The organism is Corynebacterium senegalense, assembly GCF_900411315.1.
Taxonomy (GTDB): Bacteria; Actinomycetota; Actinomycetes; order Mycobacteriales; family Mycobacteriaceae; genus Corynebacterium; species Corynebacterium senegalense.
Genome location: NZ_LS990887.1, coordinates 90,244 through 109,876 on the forward strand (window position 1 = coordinate 90,244; position 19,633 = coordinate 109,876).

Below are 19,633 nucleotides of genomic sequence, written 5' to 3' on the forward strand. Positions count from 1 at the left end.
AGCCCTCGACCTAGCCCTCGACCGGCTTCTCCTCCAGCGTCAGCGAGATCGAGTTGATGCAGTAGCGCAGGTCGGTCGGGGTGTCGTAGCCCTCACCCGCGAAGACGTGGCCGAGGTGCGAGTGGCAGTTGGCGCACAGCACCTCCGTGCGCACCATCCCGAGCGAGCGGTCCTCGCGCTCGATGACGGTCTCGCCGGCCAGCGGGGTGAAGAAGGAGGGCCAGCCGCAGTGCGAGTCGAACTTCTCGGTGGAGCGGAACAGCTCCGCCCCGCACGCGCGGCAGCGGTAGATGCCCTCCGTGGTGGTGTTGGTGTACTCGCCGATGCCGGGGCGCTCCGTGCCGGCTTCGCGCAGCACGTGGAATTCCTCGGGGCTAAGCTTCGCCCGCCACTGCTCGTCGGTCCAGTCGCGGAAGTTCTCTGCGTTCAGATTCACCATTGTTGCCATCCTTTTCTCGGGTATCGCGTCGGCCGCGCGCGGTGCGCGAGGCGGCTGCCGCCCACGCGGCGACGGAGACGATGAAGATCGCCCATCCGGCCGTGGGCAGGTAGGTTCCCAGCCACGCCCCCGCGTCGGGGAAGCGCGGGCTCACCCACTCGAACGGCGCCAGGCAGAGAATAATTCCCAGCCACGTCGTGGGCAGGTGCAGGGGGCTGGAGCGCCGCAGTGCGGTGAAGACGGCGGGGAAGAGCATCATCGAGTAGTACGCCTGCCCCAGCGAGGAGAGCAGGCACACGCCCGCAAGGAGCACGCCCGCGCTTGTCGACGCCCACACCCACCCGTCCGTCCACCGGAAGCGCGCCAGGGCGGCAATGGCGACGGCGACCGCCGCCGCGAAGGTGGCGAAGAGCACGGCGTGGAGCCAGCCGGGCATGCCGAAGTAAACCGCGAAGCCCGCCAGGGAGGAGTTGGCGTAGTCGCGGGTCTCGGCCAGGTAGGGCAGCAGTCGCGCGCGGTACTCCCCGACGCCCGGGGTGAGCGGCCAGGCGAGCAGGTTGAGCACCATCGGCACCGCCACCGCGGCGGCTAGGGCGCGCCACTGCAGGCGCAGCGCCGGGAGGATGAGCAGCGGGGCGAACATGGGCTTGACCAGCACGGCGAGGCCGAGCAGGAGCCCGGCGGCCCACTGCCGACCGCCCAGCAGGGCGGCGAGAAAGCCCACGAGGACGGCGAGCAGCACGCCGTTGATGTTGGAGAACACCAGCGTGTTCGTCACCGACTCGGTGAGGAAGCCGAGCGCCAGCGCCGCCGGAAAAAGCGGATGGGTGAGCCGGTAGCCCGACAGGCGGGTCAGCCAGCCCAGCGCCGCCGCCACGGCCGCGGCGTTGAGCAGAACGAACCAGGGCCGCGCCGCGTCCACGCTGGGAATCAGCCCCAGGGGCGCGAGCAGCAGCGTGGCGCCCGGGCTGTACAGGTAGTGCGGGTCGACGTAGTGGTAGACCTCGTTGTAGACGGGCACGCGCTCGACGAAGCGCCGCGCCGCCGACCAGACGGTGGTGAAGTCGTCCGTGACGGACCCAGCCCACGCCAGAACGACGAGCCGGTGCACAATGACCAGCACGGCCAGCGGCCACGCCGCGGCGTTTCCGGCGATGATCCAACGCCGCGCCTCTGGCGGGGAGGGCAGCGGTGCGGGGGAGGTCCAGATCGTCTCGAGTCGGGGCGCTTTCACGCCCCTAACCGTACCGGGGGCCGCCCGCCCTAGTCCGCTGCGCCGCCCCGTAGGCGGCGATAACGGCAGAACAGCATGGAGTCCTCGTCCGCCCGCGCCTCCTCGAGGGCGAAGCGGCGCAGCTGCCCACGGTAGCCCACCCCTGCGGGGCCGTCCTCGCCACTGACCGACGGGTCCACGGTGACGTGCAGGACATCGACCAGGTCCTCGGCGAGCAGCGCTGAATACAGGGAAGGCCCGCCCTCGCAGGAGACGCGCGCGTGGCCGCGTGCGCGCAGCGCGCGGAGGATCTCCGCGGCAGAGCCTGATCCGGTGCCGACGATATCCGCTCCGGCGGCGCGGAGCTGGTCCCGGCGGGGCGCGAGGGTGGCGTCGTGAAGCGAGGCGTCCGGGCAGAGGATGAGGACGGCGCCGTCGAAGAGTGTGGAGGCGGGGTCGAGGCGCAGCGAGGTGGTCGCGACGGCGATCGGGGTGGGGCAGTAGCCGTAGCCTTCCGCGCGGACCGTGCCGGCGCCGACGAGGACGCAGTCCGCCCAGTCGCGCAGGCGGGCAAGCAGTGCGGCGTCGTTCGCGTTGCCCAGCGGCCCGGAGGTGCCGCCCCTGGTCAACGAGCCGAAGAGGGTGGTGGCGAGGATCGCGCGCACCTCGGGCGTGCCGGGGGAGCGCGTGGGGCCGAGCAGAGCGTCAACGTCCATGGACACAACGTAACAGCCCCGGGCTCTGGTGGAACCCGGGGCTGTGATCTGAGCGGATGACGAGACTCGAACTCGCGACCCTCACCTTGGCAAGGTGATGCGCTACCAACTGCGCTACATCCGCGTTCACTGTTTCTGAAAAAGGGGCAGTGACCCTCTGTGCGCGATACTGGGATTGAACCAGTGACCTCTTCCGTGTCAGGGAAGCGCTCTCCCGCTGAGCTAATCGCGCAGGAAGCCTGATGGCTTGGAGGTGGATACGGGAATCGAACCCGTGTACACGGTTTTGCAGACCGTTGCCTAACCACTCGACCAATCCACCGTGGAGTTACCTCCAAAGTACCCGGCCCGGCCGGCAAAAACCCGCCGCCATGTACTTGGAGCGGATGACGAGACTCGAACTCGCGACCCTCACCTTGGCAAGGTGATGCGCTACCAACTGCGCTACATCCGCATGTTCACTATTTGCTTGGGAGGGCGGGGCCCTCTGTGCGCGATACTGGGATTGAACCAGTGACCTCTTCCGTGTCAGGGAAGCGCTCTCCCGCTGAGCTAAACGCGCGAGCAGGTTCCGGAAAACCTGGAGCGGATGACGAGACTCGAACTCGCGACCCTCACCTTGGCAAGGTGATGCGCTACCAACTGCGCTACATCCGCATTCACACTCCGCAATGGTGACCGCTGTTGCGCTCATCACCGTGGCGCTTTGTGCGAGAGTAAACCTTATCCGCTCGCCCGCCGCGATGACAAATCGAAAGGTCAGGGGGCTAAACGGGGCGAAACTGGGCCGTCGAGTTACAGCGGTGTGGTTAGAAGCGGGCCCGCGCTTGTCGACGCCCCGCGAAAAGCGCCCCCTGCCTGCGGATTAGTGCCCGCGGGGTGCGAGCGTGTACAGTTCTATCGCAGCACAGGTCCTATGGCTCAGTGGAAGAGCGTTCCGTTCACACCGGAAAGGTCGCTGGTTCGAACCCAGCTAGGACCACGCAAGACAAGGGCCCCGGTTCACCACAACCGGGGCCCTTCCGCATTCCCGGCGAAAGGTGTGGCGCCGGTTACTCCGGGCGCCCCGGGGGAACTATCGTGGTGAGTTAACCGACTATTCACATGCCGGGCTCATGCGGCCCGCGCACTTTTCTTTTTCAACCCCAAGGAGACGGCCGATGACCATGGCATTTCCCCGCTCGCTTCGCGCCTCGCTCGCCACTGTGCCGTGCGCCGCGGCGCTCGTGGTTGGCGTCGGCGCCCCCGGCGCCCTCGCCCACGACGCGGTAATCGGCGGTTCTCCCGCCGACGGGGAAGTGGTCACCGAATTCCCGGACACCCTCGAGCTGACGTTCTCGGGCGAGGTCCAGGACGGGTTCAACACCTTCGCGCTCTCGAACGCGGGAACCGGGCAGGTCATCTACACCGGCGAGCCCGAGCTCGAGGGGCGCACCGTGTCCCTCGCCCTGCCCGCCGACCTGGACACCGAACCGGGCGACTACCGGATCGGCTTCCAGATCATCTCCTCGGACGGGCACTCCACCAAGGGCATGACCTCGTTCACCTACCAGCCCGCCGACGCGGGAACCGCGAGCGAAACCGCGGCGCCCGATCCCGCCGGGGGCGAAGGTGGGGCGTCGTCAAGCACTGATCTCACCCTGCTGTGGGCGGGGCTGGGAGTGCTCGTCGTCGCGGGAGGGGCCATCGCCGTGATTGGCAAGCAGAAGAAGCGCCGGGAACTCGACAGTTAACGGCACCGACCCCAACCCCTACGAGACCGGGCGCCACCCACGCCGCCCCGGTACTGGAGAAGACACAATGAACAAGCGCTACGCCCTCGCCATCGCCGCCGCCGCAGCCCTCACCCTCGGGGCCTGCTCCAACGGCGGCGACGACGCGGCCGCCACGACCGAGACCTCGGCGACCACCTCCACGTCTTCGGCCACCTCGTCCGCGACCACCTCGGCTACCACGACCACCACCGCCGAGGCCGCGACGATGCAGGGCGAGGGTGACATCCAGCTCGAGAACGGCACCGTCCGCGCCAAGACCGACCCGGAGACGATGATGACGGGCATCTTCGGCGTGCTGCACAACACCACCGACAAGGACATCACCGTCACCGGGTTCACCACCTCCCTCGGCGGGGCCCGCTACGAGCTGCACGAGACCGTCGACGGCGTGATGCGCGAGGTCGAGGGCGGCTTTGTCATCCCCGCCAACGGCACCTTCGAGCTCAAGCCGGGCGCCGAGCACATGATGATCATGGACTACGCCCCGGAGATCCCGGCCGGCGAGACCGTCGACATCACCCTGGAGACCTCCGACGGCGAGGAGATCGAGATCCCCGGCGTCGCTGTGCGCACCATGATCCCGGGCTTCGAGGATTACGGCGAGGACGGCCAGATGATGGGCCACTCCATGACGCAGTCCACCGCCGGCGAGGCGGGCCACGAGGGCCACTAGGTCAGCCCGGTCGATCGCAGCAGACCGGAGAAAGGGGAGACACCGATGTCAGTGTCGCGCCGCCGTTTCCTGGCGGGCTCGGCAACCGCGGCCTCGGCCGGGGCCCTCGCCGCGTGCGCCCCAGGCGCCGAGAAAGCCGCCGGTGAAACCGGCGAGCCGCCGAGCAACTCGGAGGACAACCGCGAGCCCTTGACCGAGGCGGTGGTGGACTTCGACGGCGCGCACCAGGCCGGCGTCTCCACACCTTCCCAGGCGGCGATGAACCTCATCGGCTTCAACCTCAAGCCCGGGGTGGACGCCAAGGGCGTCGCCCGCCTGATGAGGCTGTGGACGGAGGACGCCCGCGCCCTGTGCTCGGGACGCAACCCGCTGGGCAGCCTCGAGCCGGAGATGAACGAGTGGCCCGCCAACCTCACCATCACGGTGGGCTTCGGCGCGCGCATCTTCGACATCACCGCGCCCGAGAAGAAGCCGGGCTGGCTCCACGACATCCCCGCCCTCTCCCGGGACGCGCTGCGCCCCGAGTGGGGCCAGACCGACCTGGCCCTGCAGATCTGCGCCGACGACCCCGTCATGGCGGCGTGGGCCATGCGGCACATGACGCGCGCGGGCATGGACTACGCCGACACCGCGTGGGTGCAGCAGGGGTTCATGAACGCCTTCGGGGCCATCCCCAAGGGACAGACCCCGCGCAACCTCTTCGGCCAGGTCGACGGCACGGTCAACCCGCACAGCGACGCCGACTATGACGAGCAGGTGTGGATCGACGGCCCGGACGGGTTCGCCGGCAGCACCTCGCTCGTGGTGCGGCGCATCGCGATGAACCTCGACGAGTGGGAGATCCTCGACAGGGTCTCGCGGGAGCAGTCCGTCGGCCGCACGCTTGCCGACGGCTCCCCGCTCACCGGCGGGGGAGAGTTCGACGCGCCGGACATGGACGCCCGCGACGAGTACGGCCTGCCCGTGATCGACAAGAACTCCCACATGGCGCGCGCCATGCCGCCCGCCGACCACCCGGAGCAGCGCTTCCGGCGCCGCCCCTACAACTACAACCTGCCGCCCGAGCCCGGCTCCGGCCAGCTCTCCAACGCCGGGCTCATCTTCTGCGCCTACCAGAAGGACCCGGACGTCCAGTTCACCCCGGTGCTCGAGCGACTCAACGAGTCGGACCGGCTGAACACGTGGATCACGCACATCGGCTCGGCCGTGTACTGGATCCCGCCGGGGACGCGCGGCGCGGACGCGGGGGAGGACGGCGATTCCTTCTGGGGCGAGGCTGTCCTGGCCTAGGCGGTTGGGTAGAATCGCGCTCGTGTCTGCCCGCGATTCCGCAGGGCGGCTGCCACCACCGGATTAGAGATAAGGCGTGCGGCCAGGTATGTCGCACGCCGCGAGCGCAAAGGAGCGCACCATTATGGCCAGCGAGGCAACCGCAGTATCCGCAGTCCAGTACGAGCCCTTCGAGGTCCCCGCCGGCACCGCCGTGGGCGCCGCGATGCGCGAGCTCGACCTGCCGAACAAGGGCCCGGACGCGGTCGTGGTCGTCCAGGACGTCGAGGGCGCCCTGAAGGACCTGTCCTACGTGCCCGCCGAGACCGCCACGTTCCTGCCGGTCGCCGCCTCGTCCGAACTGGGCCGCTCCGTCATCCGCCACTCCTGCGCGCACGTTCTCGCGCAGGCGGTGCAGGCCGAGTTCCCCGGCACGAAGCTGGGCATCGGCCCCGCCATCAACGACGGCTTCTACTACGACTTCGACGTTGCGGAGCCCTTCACCCCCGAGGACCTCAAGGCCCTCGAGAAGCGGATGAAGAAGATCGTCAAGCAGGGCCAGAAGTTCGTCCGCGGCGTCTACTCCTCCCAGGAGGAGGCCGCGGCCGACCTCGCCGACGAGCCCTTCAAGCTCGAGCTTATCGACGACAAGGGCAACGTCGACCCCAACTCCGACGAGGCCACCGAGGTCGGCGCCGGCGAGCTGACGCACTACGACAACGTCAACCCGCGCTCCGGCGAGGTGGAGTGGAGCGACCTGTGCCGCGGCCCGCACGTGCCCACCACCAAGTACATCCCGGCGTTTGCCCTGACGCGCTCCTCGGCCGCCTACTGGCGCGGCGACCAGAACAACGCCGGCTTGCAGCGCATCTACGGCACCGCGTGGGAGTCGGCCGAGAAGCTCGACGAGTACATGACGATGATCGCGGAGGCCGAGAAGCGCGACCACCGCCGCCTCGGCAACGAGCTGGACCTGTTCTCCTTCCCCGACGAGGTCGGCTCCGGCCTCCCGGTCTTCCACCCGGACGGGGCGACCGTGCGGCTGGCCATGGAGGAGCACTCCCGCCAGCGACACATTCAGGCGGGCTACTCCTTCGTTAACACCCCGCACGTGACCAAGGGCGAGCTGTTCGAGAAGTCCGGGCACCTGGACTGGTACGCCGACGGCATGTTCCCGCCGATGAAGCTCGACGGGGAGACCGACGACGAGGGCAACGTGACCAAGCAGGCCGTTGACTACTACGTCAAGCCGATGAACTGCCCGATGCACAACCTCATCTTCGACTCCCGCGGGCGCTCCTACCGAGAGCTGCCGCTGCGCCTGTTCGAGTTCGGCACCGTCTACCGCTACGAGAAGTCCGGCGTGGTCCACGGCCTCACTCGCGCGCGCGGCTTCACGCAGGACGACGCGCACATTTACTGCACCGAGGACCAGCTCGAGGAGGAGCTGACCAGCGTCCTGCAGTTCGTCATCTCCCTGCTGCAGGACTACGGCCTCGACGACTTCTACCTGGAGCTATCCACCAAGGACCCGGAGAAGTACATCGGCGACGACGAGATCTGGGAGCGCTCCACGAACATCCTGCAGTCGGTGGTGGAGAAGTCCGGCCTCGAGCTCGTGCCCGACCCGGCCGGCGCCGCGTTCTACGGCCCGAAGATCTCGGTGCAGGCACGCGACGCGATCGGCCGCACCTGGCAGATGTCCACCGTGCAGCTGGACTTCAACCTGCCCGAGCGCTTCGACCTCGAGTACACGGCCTCCGACGGCACGAAGAAGCGCCCGGTCATGATCCACCGCGCCCTCTTCGGCTCCATCGAGCGCTTCTTCGGCGTGCTGCTGGAGCACTACGCGGGCGCCTTCCCGGCGTGGCTCGCCCCGCACCAGGTGGTGGGCATTCCGGTCGCCGATGACTTCGCCCCGCACCTCGACGCGGTGGTGGAGGAGCTGCGCGCCCGCGGCCTGCGCGCCGAGGTCGACCACTCCGACGACCGCATGCAGAAGAAGATCCGCACCCACACCACGGGCAAGGTTCCCTTCATGCTGCTCGCCGGCGCGCGCGACGTAGAGGCCGGGGCCGTGAGCTTCCGCTTCCTCGACGGCTCCCAGATCAACGGGGTCCCCGTCGACGAGGCCATCGAGCTAATCGACGCCTGGGTGCGCGACAAGATCAACGACCAGCCGAGCGAGGACACCATTGCGGCCCACCGAGGATAACCGCGCCGCAGGCGCCTACGTGGACACCGGGGTGGGCGAACCCGACCGCCTCGAGCGTCTCTGGGCGCCCTACCGCCTGAGTTACATCACCTCCTCGCCGGGGCGCGGGGAGGGGGCGTCGACAAGCGAGAAAGCCTCCGACCCCTTCGTCGAGGCCCCGCGGCTCAGCGACGAGGAGGGGCTGATCATCGCGCGCGGCGAGACTGTCTACGCGCTGCTCAACCTCTACCCGTACAACTCGGGCCACCTCATGGTGGTGCCCTACCGCAAGGTCGCGGAGCTGGAGGCGCTGACCGGCGCCGAGACGGCCGAACTGATGCTCTTTGCCAAGCGGGCTGTGAAGACCCTGAAGAAGGTCTCGCGGCCCGAGGCGATCAACGTCGGGCTGAACCTCGGCAAGGCCTCCGGCGGCTCGGTGGGAGACCACCTGCACCTGCACGTCGTGCCGCGCTGGGCGGGCGACGCGAACTTCATGACCGTCATCGGGGGCACCAAGGTGCTGCCCCAGCTGCTGAGCGAGACCCGCGAGCTGCTCGCCGAGGGCTGGGCGGACGTGTGCCGGGAGGAGGGCGCGGATGCTTAGCGTGTACGGGCGCAAGCCGGCCGCCGTGGTGGTCGAGCCGGTGGCGAAGGGATTCCTCCGCGTCGGCCTGACCCCCAACGTCGTCACGGTGCTGGGCACCCTGGCCACGGTGGCGGTCACCGTCACCCTCATCCCTGCCGGCCACCTCGTGGCGGCCGCGCTCCTGTCGCTGCTCTTCGCCGCCTTCGACATGGTTGACGGGACGATGGCGCGGCTTCGCGGGGGAGGCACCGCCTTCGGCGCGACTCTCGACGCGACGTGCGACCGGATCACGGACGGCGCGCTCTTCGGCGCGATCGTCATGTGGCTCGTCTACGTCGACCACGCCCCGCCCGCCACCGTCGCGGCCGGTCTGGCGGTCCTCGCGCTGTCGCAGGTGATCAGCTACGTCAAGGCGCGCGGCGAGGCCGGGGGACTGACCATCGTGGGCGGGCTCATCGAGCGCCCCGAGCGCCTCATCCTCGCCGTGGTCAGCCTCGCCCTCGAGGGCGCCGGGGTGCGCCACGCCCTCGACGTCGCGCTGTGGATCCTCGCGGTCGGTTCTGCGGTGACCGTGGTGCAGCGCCTGGTCACGGCCGCTCGCGACGAGAAGGCCGGCGCGGCCGTCGCCGCCCCGGCGGGCGCGAAGTAGGGGCAGCGGGAAGGGGAGCGCGGTGGACCTGAAACAGCGGGTGAGCACGGCCGGGTACCTGGCGGGCTGGAAGGCCGTCGGCATGCTGCCGGGCCGGGCCGCGGCGCGTCTGTTCAACGCCGGCGCCGACCTGGCCAGCGAAAACGGCCGCGGCATGGACATGCTGCGGCGCAACCTGGCCCGGGTCGTCGGGCCCGAAAACGTCACGCGGGAGCTGGTCCGGGACGCGACGCGCTCCTACGCCCGCTACTGGCGCGAGGCGTTCCGTCTGCCCCGGATGGCCGGGGACCCGGGGCTCGTCGACACGCTCACCCGCTCCCTCGAGGGCCGCGAGCACATCGACGCCGCCCTCGACGCCGGGCGAGGCCTCATCCTCACGCTGCCGCACTCTGGCAACTGGGACATGGCGGGGATGTGGCTGGTGGCAACCTACGGGCGCTTCACCACCGTGGCGGAGCGCCTCGAGCCCGAGGTGCTCTTCGACGCCTTCGTCGATTTCCGCGAATCCCTCGGCTTCGAGGTCCTCCCTCTGACCGGGGCGGAGCACCCCTACCCGCGCCTGGCGGAAGTGCTGCGCGGCAACGGAATCGTCTGCCTGCTGGGGGAGCGCGACCTCACCGCGCGCGGCGTGCCGGTGACCTTCTTCGGCGAGCGCACCACCATGCCCGCCGGCCCGGCGAAGCTGGCCAGCGAGACCGGCGCTCAGCTGCTGCCGGCGCACTCCTGGTTCGGGGGCACCGACGTACACCCGACCTGGGGGCTCAAGGCCGGTCCCGCCGTGGAGGTGACCACGGTGGAGGAGACCACCCAGCGCGTGGCCGACCGTTTCGCCGCCAACATCGCGGCGCACCCTACCGACTGGCACATGCTCCAGCCAATGTGGCCCGGCGACCGCGCGTACCTGCCGTTTCGCCGCCCTGACAGGGACCGGGGGTGAGCCCGCGTGCGAGTCGGAATCGTCTGCCCCTATTCCTTCGACGAGCCGGGCGGTGTTCAGGCCCACATCCTTGACCTGGCCCGCTCGCTGCGCGGCCGCGGGCACGAGGTGCGCGTGCTCGGACCCGCCTCCCCGGCGACGGAGCTGCCCGAGTGGGTCACCCGCGGCGGCGGGGCCTTCCCGGTGCGCTACAACGGCTCGGTGGCGCGCCTCTCCATCGGCCCGCGCGTGCGCCACCTCACCCGCAGCTTCATCGAGGACGGCGACTTCGACGTGCTGCACATCCACGAGCCCAACGCGCCGAGCTACTCCATGGCCGCGCTCGTGATGGCGCGCGGGCCCATCGTGGCCACCTACCACGCCTCCGCGGAATCCTCCCTGGCGCTGCGCGCAGCGCTGCCCACCCTGCGCATCGGGCTGGAGAAGATCCGCGGCGGCATCGCCGTGAGCGAGATGGCGCGGCGCTGGCAGGTCGAGCAGGTGGGCACCGACCCAGTGCTTATCCCCAACGGGGTGGACACCGCGCAGTTCTCCCGCCGGCGCGGGGCGCGGAATGCGTCGACAAGCGTGGAAATCGTCTTCCTCGGCCGCCTCGACGAGCCGCGCAAGGGCCTCGACATCCTGCTGGAGGCCCTGCGCCACCTCGACCGCCCCGTGCGGGTGACGGTGATGGGCGGCGGCAGCCCGCGCGATGTCGGGGGCGTCGACTTCGTCGGGCGGGTCAGCGACGAGGAGAAGGCGCGGATCCTCGGCCGCGCGGACATCTACGTCGCGCCGAACACCGGGGGAGAGTCCTTCGGCATCGTGCTCGTCGAGGCGATGGCCGCCGGCTGCGCGGTGGTAGCCAGCGGCCTCGAGGCCTTCGCCGCGGTGTGCGACGCCGACTCCGACGAGCCCGCGGGCGCGCTGTTTCCCACCGGGGACGCCGCCGCGCTCGCCGCGACGCTGCGCTCGCTTATCGACGACCCAGCGGCGCGCAACCGGCTCATCGACGCCGGCACCCGCCGCGCCGCGGACTACGACTGGGCCACCGTCACGGACCGCATCCTGGCGGTCTACGAGACGGTCTCCCACAACGAGAAAGTGACGGTGGGATAAGTGCTCGAGCCCGTGTGGATCGCCGTCGCCGTCGTCGTGACGGCCCTGGTGGTGTGGGCGGTGGTCACCGCCCAGCGCCTCGACCGCCTGCACATCCGCGTCGACCGCTCGCGCGACGCTCTGCAGGCCGCGCTGGACCGCCGCTGCGCCGTCTACGCCGCGGCCTTCCCCGAGCTCGCCGGCCGGGCGCGGGCGGTGGAGGCCGTCGCCCTGCGCCCCGCGGACTTCTCGTCGCGGCTGGGCGCGGAGGAGAGCCTGCGGGCGGAGGCGGCGCCGCTGGTCGAGGCCGCCGGCGAGAACGAGCGCCGGGAAGCGGAGGAGGCGGACACCCGCGTCATGCTGGCGCTGCGCTTCTACAACGACGCCGTCGCCGACACCCGCGCGCTGCGCCTCAGCCCCGGGGTCCGGGTCCTGGGCCTCGGCGGCACCGCGCCGTTGCCGACCTACTGTGAGCTGCGCTCCCTGGTGCCGTAGACCTTCGGCGTGCGCCGCGTGGGCGGGGCACTAAAGTTGTCGTCCATGAGCACTCCCGCGATCCAAGCCGTCCTCGACCTCGAGCGCATCGACAAGAACATCTACCGCGGTCGCGCGATGGATTCGGAGGTCTTCGTGCGCACTTTCGGTGGACACGTGGCCGGGCAGGCCCTCGTGGCGGCGACGCGGACCGTGGGCGCGGAGATGAAGGTGCACTCCCTGCACGGGTACTTCCTGCGCGGCGGGGTGGCCAGCGAGGAGACCGTGTACAAGGTCTCGCGCCCGCGCGACGGCCGCAGCTTCGCCACCCGCACCGTCGAGGCCGTGCAGGACGGGGAGGTCATCTTCTCCATGCAGGCCAGCTTCCACGTCACGACGGACTCCGGCCCCGAGCACCAGGACCCGGTGCGCCGCGTCGCGCCGCCCGAGGAGATCGACCCGAACTACGGGCGCCAGTCCCGCCGCTTCCAGGGCCTGGCCAGCGAGTGGTCGGACTGGGACATCCGCATCGTCCCGCCCGAGCAGTTCGAACACGACGACGCGCTGTCCGGGCAGCAGGCGGTGTGGTTCAAGTCGAAGGTCCCGCTGCCGGACGAGGACACCTTCCACGTCTGCACCCTGGCCTACATGTCGGACATGACCCTGCTCTACACCGCGCTGGTGCCGCACCCGGGCCGCAAGGTCCAGCTCGCCTCGCTCGACCACGCGATCTGGTTTCTCCGGCCCTTCCGCGCCGATGACTGGATGCTCTACGACCAGTCCACGCCGTCGGCCCACCACGGCCGCGGCCTGACACAGGGCAAGATCTACGACTCGGCGGGCAACCTTGTCGCGGTGTGCATGCAGGAGGGGCTGACGCGCGACCTGCGCGAGGGGGCGACGGCGGTGCCGACGGCGGAGGGCGACGCGTCGGTATAGGTGGCACCGGGGCGGTCTGCGTATACTGAAGGACTGTCATACACGCCTTTCGAAGGGATGACCTTTGAAGGGCTCCGCGAAGGAAAGGGGAACCGCTTATGTCGGGCCACTCAAAATGGGCGACCACGAAGCACAAGAAGGCCGCCAACGACGCCAAGCGCGCCAAGATGTTCGCCAAGATGATCAAGGACATCGAGGTGGCGGCGCGCTCGGGCGGCGGTGACCCCGCGGGTAACCCGACTCTCGAAACGATGATCGCGAAGGCGAAGCGCGCCTCCGTGCCCAACGACAACATCGAGCGCGCCCGCAAGCGCGGCTCCGGCGAGGAGGCCGGCGGCGCGAACTGGGAGTCCGTCATGTACGAGGGATACGGCCCGAATGGCGTGGCAGTTCTCATCGAGTGCCTGACCGACAACCGCAACCGCGCAGCCAGCGAAGTGCGCACCGCCATGTCGAAGAACGGCGGCAACCTCGGCGAGTCCGGCTCGGTGGGCTACATGTTCACCCGCACGGGTGTCGTCACCGTGAAGAAGGGGGAGCTGACCGAGGACGACGTCCTCATGGCCGTGCTCGAGGCCGGCGCCGAGGAGGTCAACGACCTCGGCGAGCTCTTCGAGGTGGTCTGCGCGCCCACTGACCTTCACCCGGTCCGCGACGCCCTGGCCGCCGAGGGCATCGAAGTCGAGGACGCCGAGCAGGACTTCCGCGCCTCCGTGCAGGTGGACCTGGATGTCGACGGGGCGAAGAAGATGGAGCGCCTCATTGACGCCCTCGAGGACTCCGACGACGTGCAGAACGTCTACACCAACATGTCGATCTCCGACGAGGTCGCAGCCCAGCTCGAGGACTAGCCCCTTCCTCCTTCCAGCCCCGCTCAGCGGGGCTTTCTCGCTTTTCGACGCCACACCCGCGCCCCGCCCAGCCTAAATGTGGTAGAACATATGTGTCAGTACAGGCACGGGCGGAGAAGGGTGGTGGACCAGGTGCAGCTGAAGGGTTTGCGCGTCATGGGCATCGATCCCGGCCTGACCCGCTGCGGCCTGTCAGTCGTCCAGACCGGCAGGGGACGCCAGGTGATCCCCGTGGCGGTCGGCGTCGTGCGCACACCCTCCGGGGCCGAACTCTCCGAGCGCCTCCTGCGCCTGTCCACGGCGGTGCGGGAGTGGATGGACGACTACCGCCCGGACGTCATCGCCATGGAACGCATCTTCGAGCGGGGCAACGTCTCCACCGTCATGCACACCGCGCACGCAGTGGGTGTGCTGGTCCTGGCCGCCGCCGAGCGCGGCATCCCCGTGCACATGTACACCCCCTCAGAGGTGAAGAAGGCGATCTCCGGCAACGGGCGCGCCGACAAGAAGCAAATGACCAACATGATCACCCGCATCCTCGGCCTGGGCGAGCCTCCGAAGCCGGCGGACGCCGCCGACGCGCTCGCCATCGCGGTGTGCCACTGCTGGCGCGCCCCGCTGCTGCGCCGCAGCGCCGAGCTATCCGCAGGCGCCGGCGCCACCCCCGACCGTTAAAGAAAGAAGACGACCCACGCCATGATTGATTCGCTGAACGGGGAGGTCCTCTCCATCGGCCTCGACCACGCCGTCATCGAGTGCGCCGGGGTGGGCTACCGCTTCCTCGCCGCCCCGCCAACCCTGGGGAGGCTGACGCGCGGGGAGAAACGGCGAGTGCTCACCGCGATGGTGGTCAAGGACGACGGCGTGACGCTCTACGGGTTCTCGGACGCCGACGCGCGCACGATGTTCCACAAGCTGCAGACGGTCACCGGCCTCGGCCCAAAGCTCGCACTGGCCTGCCTGTCGGTGTTCGAGCCCGCCGACCTCGCCGCGCACATCGCCGCCGAGGACGCGAAGGCCATCCAGTCCATCCCCGGGGTGGGCAAGAAGATGGCCGAGCGGATCGTCCTCGAGCTCAAGGACAAGATCGAGGCCGTCGCGCCCGCCGGGGGAGCGGGGGCCATCAGCCCGGCTGCCGGGGGCGCGGGGCTGGTCACGGAGCAGGTCATCGAGGCCCTCGTCGGCCTCGGGTTCACCGAACGCGCCGCCCGGCCGGTTGTCGAGCAGCTGGTGGCCGGGGCGCCGGAGGAGACGTCGTCAAGCCTGCTGCGGGCGGCGCTGAGCCAGCTGGGCAAGAAGTAGGCGGTAGGGTTTAGGCATGTCAGACGTCGAAAAGACCGAGTTCACGCTGCCTGCGGACATCGCGCGCCCGCAGCATTCGCTCATCGACGCCACCGAGAACGCCGAGGAAAGGGACGTCGAGAAGTCCCTGCGCCCGAAGTCGATCACCGAGTTCATCGGTCAGCCGAAGGTCCGCGAGCAGCTCAACCTCGTGCTGGCGGGGGCGCGCGGGCGCTCCGTGACCCCCGACCACATCCTGCTCTCCGGCCCGCCCGGCCTGGGCAAGACGACAATGGCGATGATCATCGCCCAGGAGCTCGGGACCTCCCTGCGGATGACCTCGGGGCCGGCGCTCGAGCGCGCGGGCGACCTCGCCGCGATGCTGTCGAACCTCATGGAGGGCGACGTGCTCTTCATCGACGAGATCCACCGCATCGCGCGGCCCGCCGAGGAAATGCTCTACATGGCGATGGAGGACTTCCGCATCGACGTGATCGTGGGCAAGGGTCCGGGCGCGACCTCGATCCCGCTGGAGATCCCGCCGTTCACGCTGGTTGGTGCCACGACGAGGGCGGGGATGCTGACCGGCCCGCTGCGCGACCGCTTCGGGTTCACAGCCCAGATGGAGTTCTACGACGTCGAGGACCTCACCCGGGTGATCACGCGCGCCGCGGGGATCCTCGGGGTGGCCATCGAGGCCGACGCGGCCGTGGAGATCGCCTCGCGCTCGCGGGGCACGCCGCGCATCGCGAACCGGCTGCTGCGCCGCGTGCGCGACTGGGCCGACGTCAACGGCGACGGCCGCGTCGACGTGCCCGCCGCCCGCGCCGCGCTGGAGGTCTTCGACGTCGACGAGCTGGGCCTCGACAGGCTCGACCGCGCCGTGCTCGGCTCGCTCATCCGCGGCCACGGTGGCGGGCCGGTGGGCGTGAACACCCTCGCCATCGCGGTGGGCGAGGAACCCTCCACCGTGGAGGAGGTCTGCGAGCCCTATCTTGTGCGCGCCGGACTCATGGCACGCACCGGGCGGGGCCGTGTCGCCACCGCCGCCGCCTGGCACCACCTCGGGCTCACCCCTCCGCCCGAGGCGCCGGGCCAGCTCAACCTGCTCTGAGGTGTGACTGAGGCGGGTCTCGGCCGTGTCCGGCCCGTGTCCTAGGATGTGCCCATGAACACTCTGCTCATCCTCCTCATGCTGGCCGTCTTCATGCTGCCCTCGCTTCTGCTCATGCGGAAGCAGAAGGCGCGGCAGGCCGAGCTCGCCGAATTCCAGGCCGGGATCGCCCCTGGCGACCGCGTCATCACGGTCGCCGGCGTCCACGGCACCGTCGCCGAGGTTGGGGAGGGCCCGACCGTGCAGCTCGAAGTCGCCCCGGGCGTCACCCTCACCGTCGAGAGGGCTGGCATTTCCCGCCGGGGCGTCGTCGCGGACTAACGGCCGTCTGCCCCGCCCGATGCCGTAGCATGACCCCTTGTGCGCTGTAACCCCCGCGCCGGCGTCCGTGCGCCGAGCCCGGGCGGGGCGGGTGCGAAAGAGAAGTACCAGAATAGAGGAGAAACCTCAGTGTCGACAAGGTCCACTACCAAGAGGCGGCCCGCCGACTCGGGCAGGACTCGTAGCTGGCCGGGCAAGGCCCTTGCCCTGTTCGCCGTGATCGTCGCCATCGTGTATTCGCTCGTGTTCTTCACCGGCGACAGGTCGGCCACCCCGAAGCTGGGCATCGACCTGCAGGGCGGCACCCGCGTCACCCTCGTGCCGCAGGGGCAGGAGCCGACGCGCGAGCAGCTCGAGGACGCCCGCAACATCATCGAGAACCGCGTCAACGGCATGGGCGTGAGCGGTGCCTCCGTGGTGGTCGACGGCAACACCCTCGTCATCACCGCCGCGGGCGACGACACTTCCGAGGTGCGCAACCTGGGCCAGACCTCCCAGCTCGCGTTCCGCCCGGTGCTCCAGGCGCCCGCCCCGGACCCCGCCACCCTGTCTGCCGCGCTGAGCGAGACGGCGGCGAAGTGGGTCGAGTACGGCATCCTTGCCAAGGACTCCGCGCAGGCCGTGCTCACGCAGGCAGCGGGCCAGCTGGGCGGCGGCGAGGCCGCGACCGTGGACGCCGACCCGCTGCCCGACCCCGACGGGCCGGTCGAGGCGGCACAGCGCCGCCGCGAGACGACCGACATGCTGCGCGAGACCAGGCAGTCGGAGGACCCCTCCGCGCAGTTCGCCGCCCTGGCCCTCATGTCCGCCGTGTGCGCGGACCAGCCCGCCGACCAGCTCGCCGGCACGGACGCGGCCGACCGGCCGCTCGTGGCCTGCGACGCCACCTCGGGCCAGCCCCTCCTGCTCGGCGAGGTCCCGCTGCTCAACGGCCAGTCCGCGCCCGACGGGCAGCGCCTGACCGGTGACCAGATCGACACCACCCGCCCGATCACCGGCGGGTTCAACCCGCAGAACAGCCAGATGGAAATCAGCTTCGCCTTCAGCCAGTCCGGCGAGTCCAACGGCTCCCAGACGTGGGCCCAGCTGACCAGCGAGATGATCGGCCAGCAGATCGCCATCACCCTGGACTCCCAGGTCATCTCGGCGCCCGTGATCCAGGGGGCCACCCCGCCCGGCTCGGCGACGTCGATCACCGGCAACTTCACCCAGGAGGAGGCCGAGTCCCTGGCCAACAACCTGCGCTACGGCGCGCTGCCGCTGTCCTTCGCCGGCGAGAACGGCGAGCCCGGCGGCACGGCCATGACAGTGCCACCCTCACTCGGCCTTGCCTCCCTCAAGGCCGGCCTGTGGGCGGGTCTGGCGGGCCTGGCGCTCGTGGCCATCTTCGTCTTCGCCTACTACCGCCTGTTCGGCCTGATCTCCCTGTTCACCCTCGCGGTCTCCGGCGCGCTGGTCTACGGCTCGCTCGTCCTGCTGGGCCGCTGGATCGGGTACTCCCTCGACCTGTCGGGCATCGCGGGTCTGATCATCGGTATCGGTACCACCGCCGACTCCTTCGTGGTCATCTACGAACGCATCAAGGACGAGCTGCGCCGCGGCACGACGTTCCGCTCGGCCACCGCGCACGGCTGGCAGCGGGCGAAGGAAACCATCGTCACCGGCAACATGGTCACCTTGATCGGCGCGGTGATCGTCTACTTCCTCGCTGTCGGCGAGGTCAAGGGCTTCGCCTTCACGATGGGCCTGACCACGGTGTTCGACCTCGTGGTCACCTTCCTGGTCACCGCGCCGCTGATGATCCTCGCCTCCCGCAGCCCCTTCTGGTCCCGCCCCTCCGTCAACGGCATGGGCAAGATTTACAAGCTTGTCGACGACGAACGTGCCGCCCAGGCCCCCGCCGAGCGCACCGATCGTGAGGAGAACTAACCATGTCCAGCACCTCCACCTCCACCGCCGCCCAGCCAGTGCGGCGCTCCCGCTACGACCGCCTCTACACCGGTGACGGCGCGATCGACTTCGTCGGCCGCTCCAAGCTCTGGTACGGCATCACCCTCGCCCTCCTGGCCATCTCGCTGGCGGCCATGCTGCTGCGGGGCTTCAACCTGGGCATCGACTTCGAGGGCGGCACCAAGCTGAGCATGCCCGCCGGCGACCTGGTCGCCGAGCAGGTCGAGGACACCTTCGTCGAGGCGACTGGGGTGACCCCCGAGCTGACGCAGATCGTCGGCGCGGGTGATTCCCGCATTCTGGAGATCAACTCCGAGCACCTGAGCCAGGAGCAGATCGACGCTGCCCGCCAGGCGATCTACGAGAAGTACGAGCCCACCGACTCCGAGGGCAAGGCGAGCGCCGACGTGATCGGCGATTCCACGGTCTCCGAGTCCTGGGGCTCGACGATCACCAAGCGAATGGTCCTCGCGATGGTCGTCTTCCTTGCCGCCGCCGCGGGCTACGTCGCCCTGCGCCTGCAGCGCGACATGGCGCTCGCCGCGATGGGAGCGCTGCTCGTCGACGGCGTCGTGATCCTCGGCATCTACGCCCTCTTCGGGCTCGAGGTCACCCCGGCGATGATCATCGGCCTGCTCACGGTGCTGACGTTCTCGCTCTACGACACCGTCATCGTCTTCGACAAGGTCAAGGAGAATACCGCCGGGGTCCTGGACTCGCGCCGCTCCACCTACGCCGAGCAGGCCAACCTGGCGGTCAACCAGACGGTGATGCGCTCCATCTCCACGTCCGTGATCTCGGCGCTGCCGATCGTCGCGCTCATGGTTGTGGCGGTGTGGCTCATGGGCGTCGGCACGCTGCGCGACCTCGCCCTGGTCCAGCTCATCGGCGTGATCGAGGGCGTGATCTCCTCGCTCTTCCTGGCCACGCCGCTGCTGGTGGGCCTGGTCAACCGTCGTCGCGCCTACCGGGAGCACAACCTCGAGGTCGAGCGCTACCGCTCCGGCGAGGCCGACGAGGACGGCACAGCAAACAAGGACGGGGCGGGGGCGCGCCGCACCGTCAGCGTCCCGGCTGCCGAGTCCGCCCAGGGCGCGTCGACGCCCGCGACGGCGTCGTGGCGTCCGAACGCGCGGTAGTTTGGCGTCGACAAGCGGTCGACAAATGAGGGCGCG

The 19,633-nt window shown here is 69.8% G+C and carries 20 protein-coding genes and 7 tRNA genes; 18 read left to right on the forward strand and 9 right to left on the reverse strand.

From position 1 onward, the window contains the following. Positions 1-10: 10 nt before the first annotated feature. The 9 genes from msrB to DYZ02_RS00465 form a co-directional block, all read right to left on the reverse strand. Entirely contained in the window at positions 11-439 is a 429-nt protein-coding gene (gene msrB, locus DYZ02_RS00425; protein ID WP_115684504.1) for a peptide-methionine (R)-S-oxide reductase MsrB, read from the reverse strand. Beyond that, a complete protein-coding gene (locus DYZ02_RS00430) occupies positions 375-1,673 on the reverse strand; it encodes a glycosyltransferase family 87 protein (RefSeq protein ID WP_245945510.1) in 1,299 nt (432 codons plus the stop codon). Before DYZ02_RS00430 ends, msrB begins: the two co-directional genes overlap by 65 nt. A 29-nt stretch (positions 1,674-1,702) precedes the next feature. Next, positions 1,703-2,368 carry a dihydrofolate reductase family protein gene (locus tag DYZ02_RS00435; protein WP_115684505.1) on the reverse strand — a complete coding sequence of 222 codons (666 nt, stop codon included), beginning with the start codon at positions 2,366-2,368 and terminating at the stop codon, positions 1,703-1,705. Positions 2,369-2,419: 51 nt separating this feature from the next. Further along, positions 2,420-2,492, reverse strand: a tRNA-Gly gene (locus tag DYZ02_RS00440). Between the two features lie 36 nt (positions 2,493-2,528). Further along, positions 2,529-2,600: transfer RNA gene (locus DYZ02_RS00445), tRNA-Val, on the reverse strand. A 16-nt stretch (positions 2,601-2,616) separates the two neighbouring features. Then, a tRNA-Cys gene (locus DYZ02_RS00450) sits at positions 2,617-2,690 on the reverse strand. 56 nt (positions 2,691-2,746) lie between these two features. Further along, a tRNA-Gly gene (locus DYZ02_RS00455) sits at positions 2,747-2,822 on the reverse strand. A gap of 36 nt (positions 2,823-2,858) precedes the next feature. Beyond that, positions 2,859-2,930, reverse strand: a tRNA-Val gene (locus DYZ02_RS00460). A gap of 19 nt (positions 2,931-2,949) precedes the next feature. After that, positions 2,950-3,025: transfer RNA gene (locus DYZ02_RS00465), tRNA-Gly, on the reverse strand. A gap of 253 nt (positions 3,026-3,278) precedes the next feature. Between DYZ02_RS00465 and DYZ02_RS00470 the strand changes: the two genes are divergently transcribed. The 18 genes from DYZ02_RS00470 to secF all read left to right on the forward strand — a co-directional run bounded on the left by DYZ02_RS00470 (position 3,279) and on the right by secF (position 19,597). Continuing rightward, positions 3,279-3,350: transfer RNA gene (locus DYZ02_RS00470), tRNA-Val, on the forward strand. 184 nt (positions 3,351-3,534) lie between these two features. Then, positions 3,535-4,101 carry a copper resistance CopC family protein gene (locus tag DYZ02_RS00475; RefSeq protein ID WP_115686298.1) on the forward strand — a complete coding sequence of 189 codons (567 nt, stop codon included), beginning with the start codon at positions 3,535-3,537 and terminating at the stop codon, positions 4,099-4,101. A gap of 67 nt (positions 4,102-4,168) precedes the next feature. Beyond that, a complete protein-coding gene (locus tag DYZ02_RS00480) occupies positions 4,169-4,816 on the forward strand; it encodes a copper chaperone PCu(A)C (RefSeq protein ID WP_115684506.1) in 648 nt (215 codons plus the stop codon). A 45-nt stretch (positions 4,817-4,861) separates the two neighbouring features. Next, complete coding sequence (locus DYZ02_RS00485; RefSeq protein ID WP_115684507.1) at positions 4,862-6,106, forward strand: Dyp-type peroxidase; 1,245 nt, start codon at positions 4,862-4,864, stop codon at positions 6,104-6,106. 124 nt (positions 6,107-6,230) lie between these two features. Next, positions 6,231-8,300 (forward strand): threonine--tRNA ligase, encoded by a 2,070-nt coding sequence (gene thrS, locus DYZ02_RS00490; protein ID WP_115684508.1) that lies wholly within the window; start codon positions 6,231-6,233, stop codon positions 8,298-8,300. Beyond that, positions 8,281-8,883 (forward strand): ATP adenylyltransferase, encoded by a 603-nt coding sequence (locus DYZ02_RS00495; protein WP_245945511.1) that lies wholly within the window; start codon positions 8,281-8,283, stop codon positions 8,881-8,883. Before thrS ends, DYZ02_RS00495 begins: the two co-directional genes overlap by 20 nt. Beyond that, on the forward strand, positions 8,876-9,514 hold the full coding sequence (pgsA, locus tag DYZ02_RS00500) for a phosphatidylinositol phosphate synthase (protein WP_115684509.1): 639 nt from the start codon (positions 8,876-8,878) through the stop codon (positions 9,512-9,514). The genes DYZ02_RS00495 and pgsA overlap by 8 nt, the downstream gene beginning before the upstream one ends. A 22-nt stretch (positions 9,515-9,536) precedes the next feature. Further along, positions 9,537-10,451 carry a phosphatidylinositol mannoside acyltransferase gene (locus DYZ02_RS00505; RefSeq protein WP_115684510.1) on the forward strand — a complete coding sequence of 305 codons (915 nt, stop codon included), beginning with the start codon at positions 9,537-9,539 and terminating at the stop codon, positions 10,449-10,451. 6 nt (positions 10,452-10,457) lie between these two features. Further along, positions 10,458-11,549 carry a glycosyltransferase family 4 protein gene (locus tag DYZ02_RS00510; RefSeq protein WP_115684511.1) on the forward strand — a complete coding sequence of 364 codons (1,092 nt, stop codon included), beginning with the start codon at positions 10,458-10,460 and terminating at the stop codon, positions 11,547-11,549. Beyond that, positions 11,550-12,023 (forward strand): hypothetical protein, encoded by a 474-nt coding sequence (locus tag DYZ02_RS00515; RefSeq protein ID WP_115684512.1) that lies wholly within the window; start codon positions 11,550-11,552, stop codon positions 12,021-12,023. It abuts the gene before it with no gap. A 45-nt stretch (positions 12,024-12,068) separates the two neighbouring features. After that, complete coding sequence (locus DYZ02_RS00520; RefSeq protein ID WP_115684513.1) at positions 12,069-12,941, forward strand: acyl-CoA thioesterase; 873 nt, start codon at positions 12,069-12,071, stop codon at positions 12,939-12,941. 98 nt (positions 12,942-13,039) lie between these two features. Continuing rightward, positions 13,040-13,792, forward strand: a complete 753-nt coding sequence (locus tag DYZ02_RS00525; protein WP_115684514.1) for a YebC/PmpR family DNA-binding transcriptional regulator — start codon at positions 13,040-13,042, stop codon at positions 13,790-13,792. Positions 13,793-13,924: 132 nt separating this feature from the next. Beyond that, positions 13,925-14,467, forward strand: coding sequence for a crossover junction endodeoxyribonuclease RuvC (ruvC, locus tag DYZ02_RS00530; RefSeq protein WP_115686300.1), 543 nt, complete (start codon positions 13,925-13,927; stop codon positions 14,465-14,467). A 21-nt stretch (positions 14,468-14,488) separates the two neighbouring features. Next, a complete protein-coding gene (gene ruvA / locus DYZ02_RS00535) occupies positions 14,489-15,094 on the forward strand; it encodes a Holliday junction branch migration protein RuvA (protein WP_115684515.1) in 606 nt (201 codons plus the stop codon). A 16-nt stretch (positions 15,095-15,110) separates the two neighbouring features. Then, positions 15,111-16,187: a Holliday junction branch migration DNA helicase RuvB gene (gene ruvB / locus DYZ02_RS00540; protein WP_115684516.1), complete on the forward strand. Its 1,077-nt coding sequence runs from the start codon at positions 15,111-15,113 to the stop codon at positions 16,185-16,187. Between the two features lie 54 nt (positions 16,188-16,241). Beyond that, a complete protein-coding gene (gene yajC, locus DYZ02_RS00545) occupies positions 16,242-16,508 on the forward strand; it encodes a preprotein translocase subunit YajC (protein ID WP_115684517.1) in 267 nt (88 codons plus the stop codon). Positions 16,509-16,637: 129 nt separating this feature from the next. Further along, a complete protein-coding gene (secD, locus tag DYZ02_RS00550) occupies positions 16,638-18,437 on the forward strand; it encodes a protein translocase subunit SecD (protein ID WP_115684518.1) in 1,800 nt (599 codons plus the stop codon). Positions 18,438-18,439: 2 nt separating this feature from the next. Next, complete coding sequence (gene secF, locus DYZ02_RS00555) at positions 18,440-19,597, forward strand: protein translocase subunit SecF (protein ID WP_115684519.1); 1,158 nt, start codon at positions 18,440-18,442, stop codon at positions 19,595-19,597. Positions 19,598-19,633: the final 36 nt, after the last annotated feature.

Excerpts from the sequence above, each read along its gene's own strand:
- msrB (WP_115684504.1), bottom strand. The coding sequence starts at position 439 with ATGGTGAATCTGAACGCAGAGAACTTCCGCGACTGGACCGACGAGCAG.
- DYZ02_RS00435 (WP_115684505.1), bottom strand. The coding sequence starts at position 2,368 with ATGGACGTTGACGCTCTGCTCGGCCCCACGCGCTCCCCCGGCACGCCC.
- DYZ02_RS00475 (WP_115686298.1), top strand. The coding sequence starts at position 3,535 with ATGGCATTTCCCCGCTCGCTTCGCGCCTCGCTCGCCACTGTGCCGTGC.
- DYZ02_RS00480 (WP_115684506.1), top strand. The coding sequence starts at position 4,169 with ATGAACAAGCGCTACGCCCTCGCCATCGCCGCCGCCGCAGCCCTCACC.
- DYZ02_RS00485 (WP_115684507.1), top strand. The coding sequence starts at position 4,862 with ATGTCAGTGTCGCGCCGCCGTTTCCTGGCGGGCTCGGCAACCGCGGCC.
- thrS (WP_115684508.1), top strand. The coding sequence starts at position 6,231 with ATGGCCAGCGAGGCAACCGCAGTATCCGCAGTCCAGTACGAGCCCTTC.
- pgsA (WP_115684509.1), top strand. The coding sequence starts at position 8,876 with ATGCTTAGCGTGTACGGGCGCAAGCCGGCCGCCGTGGTGGTCGAGCCG.
- DYZ02_RS00520 (WP_115684513.1), top strand. The coding sequence starts at position 12,069 with ATGAGCACTCCCGCGATCCAAGCCGTCCTCGACCTCGAGCGCATCGAC.
- DYZ02_RS00525 (WP_115684514.1), top strand. The coding sequence starts at position 13,040 with ATGTCGGGCCACTCAAAATGGGCGACCACGAAGCACAAGAAGGCCGCC.
- ruvA (WP_115684515.1), top strand. The coding sequence starts at position 14,489 with ATGATTGATTCGCTGAACGGGGAGGTCCTCTCCATCGGCCTCGACCAC.
- ruvB (WP_115684516.1), top strand. The coding sequence starts at position 15,111 with ATGTCAGACGTCGAAAAGACCGAGTTCACGCTGCCTGCGGACATCGCG.
- yajC (WP_115684517.1), top strand. The coding sequence starts at position 16,242 with ATGAACACTCTGCTCATCCTCCTCATGCTGGCCGTCTTCATGCTGCCC.
- secF (WP_115684519.1), top strand. The coding sequence starts at position 18,440 with ATGTCCAGCACCTCCACCTCCACCGCCGCCCAGCCAGTGCGGCGCTCC.